The sequence below is a fragment of the Streptomyces incarnatus genome (assembly GCF_001027185.1).
Taxonomy (GTDB): domain Bacteria; phylum Actinomycetota; class Actinomycetes; order Streptomycetales; family Streptomycetaceae; genus Streptomyces; species Streptomyces puniciscabiei.
On the sequence record NZ_CP011497.1, the window covers coordinates 1,972,384 to 1,988,374 of the forward strand.

The following is a 15,991-nucleotide window of genomic DNA, read 5'->3' on the forward strand; positions in this document are numbered from 1 at the left end:
GAGAACGAGGGACTATTGGAAGTCTATACGACCTCCCACATTTCTATACGGCGTCTCGCTCTACGGGACAGCTCATGCACCGCGGCCCGCCCCGGCCCCGGCCCAGCTCGCTGCCCGGGATCTCGATCACCTCGATGCCCTGCTTGCGCAGGTGCGTGTTGGTGGTGGAGTTGCGCTCGTAGGCGACGACCACCCCGGGCTCGACGGCGAGCACGTTGCAGCCGTCGTCCCACTGCTCGCGCTCGGCGGCGTGCACGTCCTGGGTGGCGGTCAGCACCCGGATCTCGCCGAGGCCGAGGGCGGCGGCGATCGCCCGGTGCATGTGCTCCGGCGGATGGTCGGTGACCTTCAGCTCCTTCTCGGAGACGCCCGGCTCGATGGTGTACGAGCGCAGCATGCCGAGCCCGGCGTACTGGGTGAAGGTGTCGCCGTCGACCATGGTCATCACGGTGTCGAGGTGCATGAACGCCCGCCGCTTGGGCATGTCGAGCGCGACGATGGTGCGCGCCGAACCGGCCGCGAACAGCTTGTACGCCAGCATCTCCACGGCCTGCGGGGTGGTGCGCTCGCTCATGCCGACCAGCACGGCGCCGTTGCCGATCACCAGGACGTCGCCGCCCTCGATGGTGGAGGGGTGGTCGGCCTGCCCCTGGGACCAGACGTGGAACATCTCGTCGCGGAACAGCGGGTGGTGGCGGTAGATGGCCTCGAAGTGCACGGTCTCCCGCTGCCGCGCGGGCAGCCGCATGGCGTTGATCGCGACCCCGTCGTAGACCCAGGCGGAGGTGTCGCGGGTGAAGAGGTGGTTGGGGAGGGGGGCGAGGAGGAAGTCGTCGAGGTCCATCACATGGAAGCGGACGGAGGTCGGCTCCGCGTGCGCCTGGAGGAACTCCCGCTTGGTCATGCCGCCCACGAGCGCCTCGGCCAGCTCGCGCGCCGGCAGGGACTCGAAGGCGGCGCGCAGATGACCGGCGGCGAGGGGGCCGTACTCCTTCTCGTGGAAGACCCGGTCCAGGACCAGGGTGCGGGCCTCGGGAACCTCCAGGGTCTCGGCGAGCAGGTCGCCGAAGAGGTGAACGGCGACCCCGCGGTCGCGCAGGACGTCGGCGAACCCGTCGTGCTCGGCGCGCGCCCGGCGCACCCACAGCACGTCGTCGAAGAGCAGGGCGTCCTTGTTGCTGGGGGTGAGCCGTTTGAGCTCCAGATCGGGCCGGTGCAGGATCACGCGGCGCAGCCGCCCGGCCTCGGAGGCGACATGGTAGGTCATGCCTCCATCCTGGCCGTCCCCGCCCGTCTTCACGCGCTTCTCGACCGTTTCCGCCTCCTGATGTTTTCGTCCGCTTGACGAGAAGCGGCACTCGCTATTATCGTCTTGATGACGAAAAACAGGTCTGGCAGCAAGGGGGATCCATGGCCGACATCACCCGGCGCCTGGGCCGGCGCCATCTGCGCGGGGCACCGACCGCGCACATCCGGCACCACCGCTCGGGCAAGCTGGTGCACGACGGTCCCGGGCTCAGCTTCTGGTTCCGGCCGCTGACCGCCGCGCTGTCCGAGGTGCCGGTCGACGACCGCGAGCTGGCGATGACCTTCCACGCCCGGACCTCCGACTTCCAGGACGTGTCGGTCCAGGCGACGGTGACCTACCGCATCGCCGACCCGGCCGCGGCCGCCGCCCGCCTGGACTTCTCCATCGACCCGGACACCGGCGCCTGGCGCGGCACCCCGCTGGAGCAGCTGGGCACCCTGCTGACCGAGACGGCACAGCAGCACGCGCTGGACGTGCTGGCCCGGACGCCGTTGTCGGCGGCGCTGGTCGACGGGGTCGCGGCGGTGCGCGAGCGGGTCGCGGCCGGGCTGGGCGCCGAGCCGCGGCTGCCGGCGACCGGGATCGAGGTGGTCGCCGTACGGGTGATGGCGCTGCGGCCGGAACCGGAGGTGGAGCGGGCCCTGCGCACCCCGGCACGGGAGCAGATCCAGCAGGAGGCCGACCGGGCGACCTATGAGCGGCGGGCCGTCGCGGTCGAGCGGGAGCGGACCATCGCCGAGAACGAACTGGCCAGCCGCATCGAACTCGCCCGCCGCGAGGAGCAGTTGGTGGAACAGTGCGGCACCAACGCCCGGCGCGAGGCCGAGGAACAGGCGGCCGCGGACGCGGTACGGGCCGAGGCGGAGGCGGCCCGGACGGTGCGGCTGGCCGAGGCGGAGGCGGCCCGCTCGGTGCGCCTCGCGGAGGCGGAGGCCGAGCGGTCGGTGAAGCTCGCTCAGGCGGAGGCCGCGCGGCAGCTCCGGCTCACGGACGCCGAGGCGAGCAGGTCGCGGACGCTCGCCGAGGCCGAGGCCGCGCGCACCACGCTGCTGGCCGACGCCGAGGCGGTGCGGTCGGTACGGGCCGCCCGGGCGGAGGCCGAGGGCGCGCGGGAGCTGGGCGTGGCCCGGGCCGAGGCCCAGGCGGCCTGGCTGCGCGTGCACACCGAGGCCGGCGTCGACGGGGCGACGACCCTGCGGGCGCTCACCGCCACCCGGCTGGCGGAGAACCTGCCGCGCATCGACAGCGTGACCGTCTCACCGGACGTGCTGACGGGGCTGCTGGCGAGGCTGGGCTCCGAGGAGCGGGCGTGAGCGCGCACAGGCCGCTTCCGGTGTACCGGGGCACGGTGTCGTGCGCCGCCCCGGCGCACGACAGCGCCATGGTCGCGTCCGCCCCGGTGCCGGGGGTCCTCCCGCCCGCCCGGCCGTCCTCCGGAGTGCCCCGCACCGGCCCCGGAGCGGCCCGGTGAGCCTCGCCCCGCGCGCCGTCCTCGTGCACCGCACCACGGAGTACGAGGAACTGATCGCCCGGCACGGCACGCACGGCCAGGCCGCGTTCTTCCTCGCCTCCCGGGGCCGGGACATCGAGGAGGTGGCCGCACGCCACCGGCGCGCCCGGCGCGCGCTGGCCGAGGTGGCCGCGGCGGTGCCGCTGACCTGGCGGCAGGCACGGGTGGAGCGGGGCGACCTGGACCGGTTCCTGTTCGCGCCCGAGGACGTGGTGGTGGTCATCGGCCAGGACGGACTCGTGGCGAACACCGCCAAGTACCTGCTCGGCCAGCCGGTCATCGGCATCGACACCGACCCGGGCCGCAATCCGGGCGTGCTGGTACGGCACCGCCCGGCCGACGCCGCGCGGCTGCTGGCGGCCGCGGACACCGCGGTGGACGAACTCACCATGGTGGAGGCCGTCGCCGACGACACCCAGCGGCTGCTGGCACTCAACGAGATCTACCTGGGCACCCCCGGTCATCAGACCGCCCGGTACCGCCTGGGCCTCGAGGACGACGGGGGTGTCGTCGAGGCCCAGGCCTCCTCCGGGGTGCTGGTGGGGACCGGCACCGGCGCGACCGGCTGGCTCCGCTCGGTGTGGCAGGAGCGGGGCAGCAGGCTCCCGCTGCCCTCCCCCGCCGAGGACCGGCTGGTGTGGTTCGTCCGCGAGGCCTGGCCGTCCCCGGCCACCGGCACCAGCCTGGTGGCGGGCGAGCTGGGGGCCTCGGCGGCGCTGACGGTCACCGCGGAGTCGGACCGCCTCATCGCCTTCGGCGACGGCATCGAGACGGACGCGCTCCAGCTCACCTGGGGGCAGACGGTCCGGGTGGGGGTGTGCGGGCAGCGGCTGCGGCTGGTCGGTTAGCTCCCGGTGCACGCACCGGCCGGGCGCCGGACGCGCGCGGGAAGCACCGCCGCCCGGCCCCCGGCGGCCGGTACCGCCGCTCGGCGAGGAGCAGGTGGCACCGGAATCGCGTGCGGCGGCTCACAGCCGGGGGTCGACCGGCTCCGACTCCAGGGCCAGCACCCCGAACACCGCCTCGTGCACCCGCCACAGCGGCTCCCCGTCCGCGAGCCGGTCCAGGACCTCCAGGCCGAGGGCGTACTCGCGCAGGGCGAGGGACCGCTTGTGGTTCAGGAAGCGCTGCCGGAGCCTCGCCAGGTTGTCGGGGCGGGTGTACTCGGGGCCGTAGATGATCCGCAGGTACTCCCGGCCCCGGCACTTGATGCCGGGCTGCACCAGCCGGCCCTCACGGTTGCGGACCAGCGCGCCGAGCGGCTTGACCACCATGCCCTCGCCGCCCCGGCCGGTCATCTCCAGCCACCAGTCGACGCCCGCGCGCACCGACTCCGCCTCGCCGGTGTCGACGTACAGCCGCCGGGTGGTCTGCAGCAGTCCGGTGCCGTCCTGCTCCACCAGCCGGTCGATCAGGGCCAGTTGCTCGTCGTGCGGCAGCCCGGCGAGGCTGCGGCCCTGGACGGCCAGCAGCTGGAAGGGCGCCAGGCGTACGCCGTCCAGGCCGTCCGTGGTCCAGCAGTAGCGCCGGTACGCGGCGGTGAACGCGGCCGCGTCGGCGGCACGGCCGCGCTGCCGGTCGAGCAGGCCGCCCACGTCCGTGCCCCGTGCGGCGGCGGCCTCCAGGGCGGCCAGCGCGCCCGGGAACACCGCGCCGGACGCGGCTCCGACCGCCGCGTACTGGCTGCGCAGCAGCCCCGAGGCCTTCAGCGACCACGGCATCAGCTCGGCGTCCAGCAGCAGCCAGTCGGTGGCCAGTTCGTCCCACAGTCCGGCACTGTCGACGGCCGAGCGCAGCCGGCCGAGGATCTCCTCGGTCACCTGCTCGTCGTCGAAGAACGGCCGCCCGGTCCGCGTGTAGAGGGACCCCGTCGGCCCGTCCGCCCCGAAGCGCTTGCGCGCCGCCTCCGCGTCCCGGCACACCAGGGCCACCGCCCGCGAGCCCATGTGCTTCTCCTCGCACACGACCCGCTCGACCCCGTCCGCCGCGTACTGCGCGAAGGCCTCGGCCGGGTGCTCCAGGTAGCCGTCGGCCTGCGAGGTCGCCGTGGGTGCCATGGTCGGCGGGAGGTACGGCAGCAGCCGCGGGTCGGTCGCGAAGCGGCTCATGACCTCCAGGGCCGCCGCCGCGTTCTCCTCGCGGACCGCCACCATGCCGGCGTGCCGGGTCTCCACGGCCCGGCGGCCGTACACGTCCGCCAGGGCCAGCGGCCGGCCGTCGTGTCCGCCGGGCGCCTCGGAGCGCAGCGGCTTCGCCGGCTCGTACCAGACCCGCTCGGCCGGTACGTCGACCAGCTCGCGCTCGGGCCAGCGCAGCGCGGTCAGCTTGCCGCCGAAGACCGCGCCGGTGTCCAGGCAGATGGTGTTGTTGAGCCAGGTCGCCTCGGGCACGGGTGTGTGGCCGTAGACCACCGCCGCGCGGCCCCGGTAGTCCTCCGCCCACGGGTAGCGCACCGGCAGCCCGAACTCGTCGGTCTCGCCGGTGGTGTCGCCGTACAGGGCGTGCGAGCGGACCCGGCCGGAGGTGCGGCCGTGGTACTTCTCGGGCAGCCCGGCGTGGCAGACGACCAGCTTGCCGCCGTCGAGGACGTAGTGGCTGACCAGACCCGCCAGGAACTGCCGGACCTCGGCCCGGAACTCCTCGCTCTCGCCCTCCATCTGCGCGATGGTCTCGGCCAGCCCGTGGGTGTGCTGGACCTTGCGGCCCGCCAGGTAGCGGCCGTACTTGTTCTCGTGGTTGCCGGGCACGCACAGCGCGTTGCCCGACTTCACCATCGCCATCACCCGGCGCAGCACGCCCGGGGTGTCCGGGCCGCGGTCGACCAGGTCGCCGACGAAGACGGCGGTACGGCCCTCGGGGTGGACGCCGTCCGTGTAGCCCAGCTTGGCGAGCAGCGACTCCAGTTCGGCGGCGCAGCCGTGGATGTCACCGATGATGTCGAAGGGGCCGGTGAGGTGGGTGAGGTCGTTGAACCGCTTCTCGGTGACGACGGTGGCGTTCTCGGCCTCCTCCACCCCGCGCAGCACGTGCACCTTGCGGAAGCCCTCGCGCTCCAGGTGCCGCAGCGAGCGGCGCAGTTCGCGGATGTGGCGCTGGATGACCCGGCGCGGCATGTCGGCCCGGTCGGTGCGGGCCGCGTTGCGCTCGGCGCACACCTCCTCCGGCATGTCCAGCACGATCGCGATCGGCAGCACGTCGTGCTTCCTGGCCAGGTCCAGCAGCTGACGCCGGGCGTCCTGCTGCACGCTGGTGGCGTCCACGACGGTGCGGCGGCCGGCGGCCAGCCGCTTGCCGGCGATGTAGTGCAGGACGTCGAAGGCGTCCCGGGTGGCGCTCTGGTCGTTCTCGTCGTCGGAGACCAGACCGCGGCAGAAGTCCGAGGAGATCACCTCGGTCGGCTTGAAGTGCCGGCGGGCGAAGGTGGACTTGCCGGAGCCGGAGGCGCCGACGAGGACGACGAGGGAGAGGTCGGTGACGGGGAGGACCCGCCCCCTGTTCCGCGGTGCGTTCTCCGTTGCCTCGGTCATGCTGCCTTCGCCTCCTTCTCGGTCCTCATCGTGAACAGTGCCATCTGGGTGGGTGGGCCGACCTCGGGGTCGTCCGGGCCGACGGGCGCGAACTCCACGTCGTAGCCGTGCCGTTCGGCCACCGCCCGCGCCCAGGTGCGGAACTCGGCCCGGGTCCACTCGAAGCGGTGGTCGCCGTGCCGGGCGTGTCCGGCGGGCAGGGTCTCCCAGCGGACGTTGTACTCGACGTTCGGGGTGGTCACGAGGACCGTGCGCGGGCGGGCGTGCCCGAACACGGCGTACTCCAGGGCGGGCAGCCGGGGCAGGTCCAGGTGCTCGATCACCTCGCTGAGCACGGCGGCGTCGTAGCCCTTGAGCCGGTTGTCGGTGTAGGCGAGCGAGCCCTGCACCAGCTGGACGCGGGAGGCCTGCCGCTCTCCCATGCGGTCCAGCTTCAGCCGCCGGGCGGCGATGGTGAGCGCCCGCACGGACACGTCGAGGCCGACGATCTCGGTGAACCGCACGTCCTTCAGCAGCTCCCGCACCAGCTCGCCCTGGCCGCACCCGAGGTCGAGGACGCGAGCCGCGCCGCAGGCGCGCAGGGCGGCGAGGATCGCCTCCCTGCGCTGAACGGCGAGCGGGGCCGGCCTCTCCTCCGTCTCGGTCTCCTCCTCGACGGCGTTGTCGATCTCCTCCACCTCGCTGTCGTCGGCCTCCGCGAGCCGCACCAGCTCCAGCCGCTCCATCGCCTGCCGGGTCAGCGACCAGCGGCGGGAGAGGTAACGGCTGGTGATCAGCTTCTGCTCCGGGTGCTCGGGCAGCCAGCCCTCGCCGGCCCGCAGCAGCTTGTCGACCTCGTCGGCGGAGACCCAGTAGTGCTTGGCGTCGTCGAGGACCGGCAGCAGGACGTACAGGTGGCGCAGGGCCTCGGCGAGGGTCAGCACCTCGGACTCCAGCACGAGACGGACGTACCGCGAGTCGCCCCATTCGGGGAACTCGGCGTCCAGGGCGACCGGTTCGGCGGTGACCGTCCAGCCCAGCGGCTGGAAGAGACGCCGTACGAGCTCCGGTCCGCCGCGGGCGGGCAGCGCCGGCACCTCGATGCGCAACGGCCTCGCCCGGCCGGGCAGTTCGGGCCGGGCGTGGCAGGTGCCCTTCATCGCGCTGGAGAACACGCCGCTCAGTGCGACCGCGAGCAGCGAGGAGGCCGCGTAGGGGCGGTCGTTGACGTACTGCGCGAGCGCCGCGTCAGGGGCTCCGCCGCGGCCCTTGCCCTTGCCCCGGCGGACCAGCGCGAGGGTATCGGTCTCCAGCAGCAGCGCGGCCGTGCAGCGCAGATCGTCCGCCTCGGGGTAGAAGACGTGCGCCGTACCGTAGGACGTGGAGAACTTCTGCGCCTTGTCGGGGTGCTTGTGCAGCAGGTACCCGAGGTCGGTGGCCGGGTGGGCGGCGTCGCCGCGCATGGAGATCGTCAGGAACACACGTCCGAGTGTTCCGGGATCAGGGCCTGCCGACCACCGGTTTTCTCACCGCGCGCCCCGCTCGGGGATCGTCGGCAGGACTTTCTCGGCGATGTCGATCAGGGCGCTGTCGTCGGGGAGGGCTCCGGTCTGGCTCCACACCGTGAGGTCGTAGTAGCCGCCCCGGTCCGTGCCGTCGAGGGCCACGGTCAGCGTCCGGGCCAGGGGACCTTCCTCGACGGGTCCGCCGTTGCTTCCGCCGCTGCCGAGCCTGATCTCCAGCTTCATGGTGTGGTCCGAGGAGAAGACCGCCGGCCGGCCGAGCACCGTACGGGTCTTGACGTTCTGCTCGTTCCCGATCTTCTTCAGCTTCACGTACTGGGCGACCGACAGGTGGTTGTAGGTGGCCGACAGGTTCACGGTGTACGTGTCGAACCCGATCTCGGCCTCCGGCTCGGCGACCTTCCCATCGGTCAGGGCGGCGGTGTCGCTGCTGCCGGAAGCCGTGCTCGCGGTCTCCCCCGGCGTCCCGAGGAGCCGGGCGAGGTCGGGACGGTTGAGCGCCTTGCACAGCTGGTCACCGGTCACGGGCCGGGAGGCCTCCTTGTACGCCTGCGGCAGTTCGCTGTGCTCCGGGCCCGGACACGAGGCGGCCCGCTGCGTGCCGTCGTCGGACGGCAGCACGTACGGGCCCACCCACAGCACGGCCCCGATCGCCCCGAACACGGCCACGGCGGCGAGGGCCTGGCCCCACGCGTTGTGCTCCTTCTCCTGTGCGACCGGGACCTGGGCGTGAGCCTGGACCTGGGCGTGAGCCTGAGCCTGAGGCTGAGGCTGAGGCTGAGGCTGAGCCTGGGCTTGGGCCTGGGGGGCCGTCATGGCCGCCGTGCCGACCGCGGGCGCGCAGGCCGGGGTGTCCGGGTTCCGGCGTGCGCGCAGCGCCTGGACCATCGTGTGGACGCGTATGGCGGTGAACAGCAGGAACACCGCGCCGATGCCGGCCGGCGTCCAGTCGTGGTCGCGGACGGCGAGATACATGAGGCGTACGCCGAAAACGGAGCCGATCACGACGAACAAGGGCTCGCGGACCCAGAAGGGCAGCAGGCGCAGGAGGAAACCGAGCATCCGGCGATCTCACCAGGACCCGGATGATCACGCTGTGGCGGAGCCCACACTTCCGACACAGAACGTACACAGTTACGGCATAGTGATCAACCGTCAGCTGACCACTGACCACTGACTCGCGTGTCAACCGACCACTGACTGCAGGGGGAACCATGTCTCACGGCCATCACGCCCGCGTCGGCAGGAGAGCCGTCGTCGCGGCACTGGCGGGTACGGTCCTCGGTACCGGGGTCCTCGCGGCCGCTCCCGCCGAGGCCGCCACGGCACCGCAGGTACAGGCCCAGGGCGCGTTCGCGCTGAACCCGGCCACCGGAAAGACCCTGTTCGGCAAGGCGCCGGACGGACGGCTTCGGACCGGGTCCACGACGAAGATCATGACGGCGCTGGTGGTGCTGTCACAGCCGCACCTGGACCTCGACCGCAAGGTGAAGATCAAGAAGGAGTACACCGACTACGTCATCGACCCCGCCACGGGGAACCAGCGCTATTCCAGCGCGCGCCTGATCCTCGGCGACTCGATGAAGGTGCGCGACCTGCTGTACGGGCTGCTGCTGCCCTCGGGCTGCGACGCGGCCTACGCGCTCGCGGACACCTACGGCACGGGGGCGACGACGGCCCAGCGGACCACGTCGTTCATCGCCAGGATGAACGGCAAGGCGCGTGAACTGGGCCTGGCCAACACCCACTTCGACTCCTTCGACGGGGTGTCCAACGGCAACAACTACGCCTCGCCGCGCGACCTGGCGAAGCTGGCCGGGGTCGCGCTGAAGAACGCGACGTTCAAGAAGGTCGTCGGCATCAAGGTGTACAAGGACATGCAGTCCTACCGGCCGGGCGGCGGCACGCACACGATGGCCCCGTGGACGAACACCAACACGCTGCTCAACACCTACCGGGGCGCGATCGGCGTGAAGACCGGCTCCGGGCCGGAGGCACAGTTCTGCCTGGTGTTCGCGGCGACCCGGGGCGGCCGGACGATCGTGGGCACGGTCCTCGCCGACACCTCGGTGGACCAGCGTTTCCAGGACGCGGCGAAGATCCTCGACTACGGCTTCGCACAGAACGGCTGATCCGGGCACGGGACCGCCACCGTGCCACACGGCGGCGGCCCTCGCCCGCCGTACCGCTCGGCGGCGACGACCCGCGGAGGTCGGAACGACCAACAAGCCGAAGGGCCAGTACGTGGCGCTTACGCTCACGTTCAAGAACGCCGGCACAACGCCGGCCCACGTCGACACGTACGGAAACCTCAAGTGGGAGGACTCGTCGACAGCCGCGCAGGACGCGACCACGCTCGAAGGCGTCGGTGAGGGCGCGGACGTCGACACGGACTACAAGCCGGGCCAGGCCGTCACAGGAAAGCTGATCCTCGACGTCGGCCGGCGGGGTGGAGTCGTGAGCTCCACGTACACCGAAGACCCGAATGCCAATGCGGCGTTCAAGGTGAAGCCTCCGGCGTAAAGCGACTGCAGCCCCGTCGCAGGAACTCTCCTCCGCGGCGGGGCTGTGTCATGCGTGCAAAGAGCCTTTAAAAGCGCAAAATGGGATCATGCAGGGCTTCTGCATCACCAGCCCCTCAGGCGGGGAGGTACACAGATGCCACAGACAACACGTTCCAGGCCCTACTTCGAACTTCGCATCGGCGGCTTCCACGCCACCTCTGATCGGATCTCGGTGCGGTTCCTGGCGCTCGTGTCCAGCGCAGTGACCGGCGCTGCTGCGTTCCTATGGAGACGCTGATCTGTCGGGACGGGAGGACTCGAACCTCCGCCTCCCTGGTTCAGGCCCGGATGAAGCACCTAAACGAGAAACTCGAAGGCTTGCGCGTGCGCAGACCAGTCTGTTCACCACGGCAGCCATCATCGCATCACTCTCCGCTGCCGTCGGACTCGTGAAAAGGGACGGCGCACAGTCATCGCGTGCCTCCGCCATTGTAGGTGTGGTGCTGCTGCGTACGGTCGGCACCGGCCTGTGTACAACGCTCGTCTCTTTCCCCATCTCAACGTGGATTTCGGGGCTCGATGTAGTGGGACGCGCTATGCCGGGAGGATGAGGTATCCCGATGGCGGTGGGTTGACGGCCGAGGAACGGGCTCGGCGTGAGAGAGTCCGGCTCGCTGCCGCCGACCTGATCGAAGCTGGGGCCAGTGACTGGGAGGTGGCCCGGCGATTCAGGGTGACCCGGGTGTCAGCGAATCGCTGGCGGCGGGCGTTGGCTTCGGGCGGTCGGCAGGCCCTGGCTTCCAAGGTCCCTGGTGGCGCCCGCTGCAAGCTCGCCCCGGAACAACTCCGCGTCTTGCAGACAGTGTTGGATGCTGGCCCGGCCGCGTGCGGCTGGAGTGACCAGTGCCGGACGCCGGTGAGGATCGCCGAGATCGTGCGCCGCCGGTTCGGCGTGGAGTACACCCTGGCCGGGCTGGACTTGTTGCTGCACCGCATCGGCTGGAGTGTGCAGGTCCCATCCCGTAAGGCCACCGAGCGGGACGAGGCGAAGATCGCCGCCTGGAAGGACGAGCAGTGGCCCGTCATAAAAAGAGGGCGGCGGACTTGGGCGCCTGGGTCTGCTTCGAGGGCGAAGCCGGCCAGGGCCTGAGGCCGCCCAAGGGCCGCACCTGGGGCCGCCGGGGTCACACCCCGGTGGTGCGGGTCACCGCCGCGGGCACCAAACGCGTCTCGTTGGCGGCGCTGATCTGCACCAAAGACGGTCATCGGCCTCGGCTGATCTACCGCATCCACCTCGACCGTGGTCCCGCCAGGGGCCGCCGCAAGGGCTTCACCGAGACCGACTACGCCCGCCTGCTGGATGCCGCGCACCAGCAGCTCGGCGGCCCCCTCGTTTTGGTGTGGGACAACTTGAACACGCACGTCAGCCGCAACATGCACGAGCTGATCGATGCCCGATTAGGCTGACCGTCTACCAACTGCCGCCGTACGCTCCCGAACTCAACCCCGTCGAGGGCGTGGCGCCACACCTGAAGAGGTCGCCGCGGCCAACTTCACCAAACACAGCCTCGACCAGCTCACCGCGTTGGTGAAGAGGCGGCTGAAACGGATGCAGTACCGACCCCGCCTCATCGAGGGACTCATCGCCAAAACCGCGCTCGATTTCCAACCTCCGTAACGGGTAAAGATCTCCTAGAAGTAGGAATCCACCAGGTCGCGGTCCACCGTGATGGTGTCACGATCCAGTGGGGGCAGCCCCAGGTGGTCACAGATCAGCTGGGTCAGCTGCTCCTCGTAGGTCTCGTTCTCGTGGTCCAGTCCGGCCGCCGTGATGAGGGAGGCCATCTTGTTGGGCCAGTAGTCTCCGACGTAGTCGGGGCCTTCGTAGTCGATGCAGGACGACATCTGGCCGTCCTTGTAGTGGTACGCCTTGGGCCGGTGGGCCTGGGCAATGGACGGGTTGGGAACGAACACCATCAGTTCAGCGCCCTGGGGGCACAGCTCGCGGTAGTCGATCTCGTCGAAGTCGCCGCGAGATGGGTTGAACATGTGGTGAACGATCACGCCCCAGTCACCGGGTGCCGTGCCGTTGCCGTAGGCGAACGGCGGCCGGTCGTGCGCGGACAGGCCATCGGCCATGGCGGCCAGGCCGGTCCCCTTGAAGTAGACCAGGACGCTTTCGTCGTCCCCACCCCAGTCTTCTTCCAGCCACGCTATGACGCCGCAGTTGATCCAACTTGTCATGCCCAGCAACGTAACCGGCGCCACTGACATACCAACATACAGAGCTGCCACTCGACGCCAGGGCCAACGGCCTCCCCCGCGCGCCGACGGGGCAGAACGCCGCGCTCTCCGACTCACGCGCCCACTCGCTGAAGCCCTCAGCGCCATTCAAATGCCGTAACCTGCACCGCTAAAGATCTCTAGAGACAAATCGCAAGCAGCTGGCCGTGCGTGCATGGCTCTACCGGGGCGGGGCAGTGCTGCTACTTCCGAAGACTGTGTTCACTCGCTGTAGGCTACCTGGCGGTCGTTTAGACCGATGAGGGAGCGCAGGAGCGGCGTCGGCTGTCGAGGAAGGAGAGCGGGCCGCACGCTACTCGCTACGGCGCTCACGCCCCCCTTCTACGACTGTTATCGGGCGCATGTGACGCGGGTGTGAGCTTGAGGCTCTCATCCTCTGGCCGGAATGGCGACAGACCGACAAACCAAGAGGCTGTCTCACGTGGCAAGTTTCGCGAGTTCTTCAGTAGCTCGGGGCGGGGGCCATGGCCGGGTTTCAGCACTGCTGGTCGTTGCGGTCCACGTACGGGATCTTGAGGCCACGAGTAGCCCATGGCAGGCTCATGCCGCATGATCGATGAATTCGCGAAGGGCACCCTGCACGGGCGACTGCGGCGGGACCGCAAGGCGCTGCTCTGGAAGCTCGACGGCCTGTCCGAATACGACGCCCGCCGACCTTTGACAGTGACCGGGACCAACCTCCTCGGCCTGGTCAAACACGTGGCCAGCGTCGAGGCCAGGTACTTGGGCGAGGTCTTCGACCGGCCGTCCCCAGAACCGCTGCCCCGGTGGCAGGACCACGACGGAAGCGATCTGTGGGCGGCTGAGGACGAGGCGCGCGATCAGATCATCGAGTCCTACCGGCGCACGTGGAAACACTCAGACGCGACGATCGACGAGCTTGCCCTCGATGCCCCGGGCCACGTGCCGTGGTGGCCGGAGCCTTATTCCAACACGAACCTGTTCGCCATCCTGGTCCACGTCCTCGGCGAGACCAACCGGCATGCCGGGCACGCCGACATCCTGCGCGAAGGCGTGGACGGCCGAACCGGGATGCGCCCCGAACACGAGATGCAGATCGATGAGGACGCCCGCACCGCCTACTGCGCGAAGGTCGAGCAGGCCGCCAGATCGGCCGCATCAGTCGAGGCATAGAAGGCTGTTCCCTGTGACTTGATGCTTGATGTTCGAGCGGCATGATGCCGGCCGTGAGTGCTGATCTGTCGAAGCGTCTGGTTCCTGATGAGCTCTGGAGGCTGGTCGCCCCGTTACTGCCGTCGTTCGCGGCTCGACCGCAAGGCGCCGGGACCGCTCCGCGCGACCAGCGGGCCGTGTTCACCGCAGTGGTCTACGTGCTGACCAGCGGCTGTGCCTGGCGGCATCGGGCGGTGCTGGACGAACTCGGGGTCCGGGGCGAAGTGGACTGGACCTCGGCGATCGTCGACGCGGCCTCGGTTCGCGCCAAAAGGTGCCCCTATGGTTTTCGTCAAGCGGTGGCCGGAGTGGGTGGCTGGTAGAAGGTTCCGTCTCGGAGCATGGCGAAGAGGACGTCGATGCGGCGTTGGGCCAGGCAGACGATGGCTGCGACGTGGTGTTTCCCCTCGTGTCGTTTCCTGTCGTAGTAGGCACGTGAGGCCGGCTGGGACAGTGAGGCGAACGCGGCGAGGTAGAAGGCCCGCTTGAGTTGTCTATTGCCTCGTCGGGAGGGCTGTTCGCCGCGGATGGAGGAGCCGGATCTGCGCGTTGCGGGTGCAAGGCCGGCGTAGGCGGCCAGGTGCCCTGCGGTGGCGAAGCCGCTGCCGTCACCGACGTCGATGAGGATCCGGGCTGCGGTCCTGACCCCAATGCCGGGCATCGAGGTCAGGACCTGCGAAAGAGGGTGTGCTTCCAGCAGTTCCTCGATCCTTGCGGCAAGGACTTTGCGCTGGTCAAGTACCGCGGAGAGCGAGGCAGCCAGACTTGGGACGATCAGCGCGGAGGCCTCCGTGCCCGGAACGACGACAGTCTGTTCGTCGAGTGCGTCGAAGATGTCCGCAACGAGCCGTTCTGCCATGCGTGGCGCCATGGGCCGCAGCAGGGTCACCAGCCGTCTCCTGTCGGATGGTGCGGGCGGCATCGGCGGTGATCGCCGCATCGCGGGCATCGGTCTTCGATTCGCCCGGGTAGAGGTCGGCGATTCGCCGCATCGTCAGCCCTGGCAGATAGGCAACCCGGCAGCCCGTATCGCGGGCCACTGCCAGTGGGAGAGCACCCATCGAGGCCGGCTGGTCCACCACGACCAGCACGTTGCCGTGCTTGGCCTGCAGCTTCTCGAACAGTTCACGCAGCCGCGATTCACGCGGCGGCGCAGGTTGCACACGTAACTCTGGTCGGTGTTCGAGACTGTCATCCCGGAGTCACACAGACCGCACCGCAGGACGCCCCAGGAACCAAGGAAGGTCAGCGTGCCCGCCCGGTCCATGGTGCGCTCGCGCTAGCGGCCGTCGAGGATCGCTTGAAGGTCGTACCACCGCTTCGGCTCGATGAACCCCTGATGCGGCCTCACCGGTTGCCCGTTCTCGTCGCGGAGAATCTCCCGCCGCTTCGTCTTCGGGTTGACGGGGCCGATGGCGAAACCTGCAAGCCGCGGGTCGCGGAGGATGCGACGCACGACGGTCGCCGACCACTCGTAGTCCGCCTCGTCCGACGGGCCGTTCTTACGGCGCTTGAGCGCCGCCTCGCGACGAGCCCTTGCGGCGTCCTCGTCGAGGCTGCCGAGTGGCGTTTTGACCTTTGCGTCAGTCAGGGCCGACGCGATGGCGTTTTCCTTAGCGCCGTTCTCCGCCTCTTCGATCATGTACATCACGTTGTCGGCCGGCGTCGAGTCAGGACCGATTTCCGCGTCGCTCATAGGCCCGGGGCTGAGCATCCGGATCGTCACGTCGTCGACTTGGACCGGCTCCGCCCTGAAGCCGTAGGGGACGGGGCCGGAGGAGTGTGACCCCTTTGCCTTGAGTTCTGCGAAGGCATCACGGATGAACTTGGACTTGTTCTTCGATTCCTGATGCGCCAGACCCGCGATAAGGGCGAAGAATTCGACCTCGAAGGGATTGTCATCGGACGTGTTGATGAACGGCTCTTGAGTGGAGACGATTGCGACGCCGTACTTCGGCCGACTTCGCCACGGAGAGCAAGGTGTAGTAGGTGGCCCCCTGCTGGGGCTCGGTGAAGATTCGAAGGTGCATACATCCATCCTGCACGCCGCACACCACGTCAACCTCGTCGGTACCGCCGGGCACGGCCGTCCCCGGTCGGGTGAAAATCATCCCGCCGGGCGCGTCGGCGCGAGGCGGGCCGGTGACCGGCCCCGCTGGTGA

The 15,991-nt window shown here is 70.0% G+C and carries 12 protein-coding genes and 3 pseudogenes; 8 read left to right on the top strand and 7 right to left on the bottom strand.

All coding sequences use genetic code 11. From position 1 onward, the window contains the following. Positions 1–43: 43 nt before the first annotated feature. Positions 44–1,267 (bottom strand): arginine deiminase, encoded by a 1,224-nt coding sequence (locus ABB07_RS08720; RefSeq protein WP_208898182.1) that lies wholly within the window; start codon positions 1,265–1,267, stop codon positions 44–46. 143 nt (positions 1,268–1,410) lie between these two features. Between ABB07_RS08720 and ABB07_RS08725 the strand changes: the two genes are divergently transcribed. From ABB07_RS08725 to ABB07_RS08735, 3 genes are read left to right on the top strand one after another with little or no spacing between them, the layout of a single operon-like run. Further along, on the top strand, positions 1,411–2,622 hold the full coding sequence (locus tag ABB07_RS08725) for an SPFH domain-containing protein (protein ID WP_208898183.1): 1,212 nt from the start codon (positions 1,411–1,413) through the stop codon (positions 2,620–2,622). After that, complete coding sequence (locus ABB07_RS08730) at positions 2,619–2,780, top strand: hypothetical protein (RefSeq protein WP_208898184.1); 162 nt, start codon at positions 2,619–2,621, stop codon at positions 2,778–2,780. The genes ABB07_RS08725 and ABB07_RS08730 overlap by 4 nt, the downstream gene beginning before the upstream one ends. Beyond that, positions 2,777–3,667, top strand: a complete 891-nt coding sequence (locus ABB07_RS08735) for an NAD(+)/NADH kinase (RefSeq protein ID WP_208898185.1) — start codon at positions 2,777–2,779, stop codon at positions 3,665–3,667. Before ABB07_RS08730 ends, ABB07_RS08735 begins: the two co-directional genes overlap by 4 nt. A gap of 120 nt (positions 3,668–3,787) precedes the next feature. On the opposite strand, the gene ABB07_RS08740 is transcribed toward ABB07_RS08735, so the two are convergent. The 3 genes from ABB07_RS08740 to ABB07_RS08750 are packed head-to-tail and all read right to left on the bottom strand — an operon-like array spanning position 3,788 to position 8,910. Beyond that, a complete protein-coding gene (locus ABB07_RS08740) occupies positions 3,788–6,346 on the bottom strand; it encodes a polynucleotide kinase-phosphatase (RefSeq protein WP_208898186.1) in 2,559 nt (852 codons plus the stop codon). Then, positions 6,343–7,806, bottom strand: coding sequence for a 3' terminal RNA ribose 2'-O-methyltransferase Hen1 (locus ABB07_RS08745; protein WP_208898187.1), 1,464 nt, complete (start codon positions 7,804–7,806; stop codon positions 6,343–6,345). The genes ABB07_RS08740 and ABB07_RS08745 overlap by 4 nt, the downstream gene beginning before the upstream one ends. 45 nt (positions 7,807–7,851) lie before the next feature. Further along, positions 7,852–8,910: a DUF6215 domain-containing protein gene (locus tag ABB07_RS08750; protein ID WP_208898188.1), complete on the bottom strand. Its 1,059-nt coding sequence runs from the start codon at positions 8,908–8,910 to the stop codon at positions 7,852–7,854. Positions 8,911–9,062: 152 nt separating this feature from the next. On the opposite strand from ABB07_RS08750, the gene ABB07_RS08755 reads away from it, so the two are divergent. The 3 genes and pseudogenes from ABB07_RS08755 (at position 9,063) to ABB07_RS41970 (ending at position 12,030) form a co-directional block, all read left to right on the top strand. Then, positions 9,063–9,980, top strand: a complete 918-nt coding sequence (locus ABB07_RS08755) for a D-alanyl-D-alanine carboxypeptidase family protein (protein ID WP_208898189.1) — start codon at positions 9,063–9,065, stop codon at positions 9,978–9,980. A gap of 88 nt (positions 9,981–10,068) precedes the next feature. After that, positions 10,069–10,371 (top strand): annotated as a pseudogene (locus tag ABB07_RS08760) (DUF4352 domain-containing protein); the annotation flags it as partial. Positions 10,372–10,959: 588 nt separating this feature from the next. After that, positions 10,960–12,030, top strand: a pseudogene (locus tag ABB07_RS41970) (IS630 family transposase). A 14-nt stretch (positions 12,031–12,044) separates the two neighbouring features. Here the strand turns inward: ABB07_RS41970 and ABB07_RS08775 are convergent. After that, on the bottom strand, positions 12,045–12,596 hold the full coding sequence (locus tag ABB07_RS08775; RefSeq protein ID WP_244189279.1) for a hypothetical protein: 552 nt from the start codon (positions 12,594–12,596) through the stop codon (positions 12,045–12,047). Between the two features lie 609 nt (positions 12,597–13,205). Between ABB07_RS08775 and ABB07_RS08780 the strand changes: the two genes are divergently transcribed. After that, on the top strand, positions 13,206–13,790 hold the full coding sequence (locus tag ABB07_RS08780) for a DinB family protein (protein ID WP_208898192.1): 585 nt from the start codon (positions 13,206–13,208) through the stop codon (positions 13,788–13,790). Between the two features lie 53 nt (positions 13,791–13,843). Further along, positions 13,844–14,152 (top strand): transposase, encoded by a 309-nt coding sequence (locus ABB07_RS08785; protein ID WP_208898193.1) that lies wholly within the window; start codon positions 13,844–13,846, stop codon positions 14,150–14,152. Here the strand turns inward: ABB07_RS08785 and ABB07_RS08790 are convergent. Together ABB07_RS08790 and ABB07_RS08795 are read right to left on the bottom strand one after the other, a co-directional pair. Further along, positions 14,122–14,980: pseudogene (locus tag ABB07_RS08790) on the bottom strand (transposase); the annotation flags it as partial. The gene ABB07_RS08785 and the pseudogene ABB07_RS08790 sit on opposite strands and share 31 nt — an antisense overlap. Before the next feature lie 128 nt (positions 14,981–15,108). After that, positions 15,109–15,867: a recombinase family protein gene (locus ABB07_RS08795; protein ID WP_208898194.1), complete on the bottom strand. Its 759-nt coding sequence runs from the start codon at positions 15,865–15,867 to the stop codon at positions 15,109–15,111. Between the last annotated feature and the right edge of the window lie 124 nt (positions 15,868–15,991).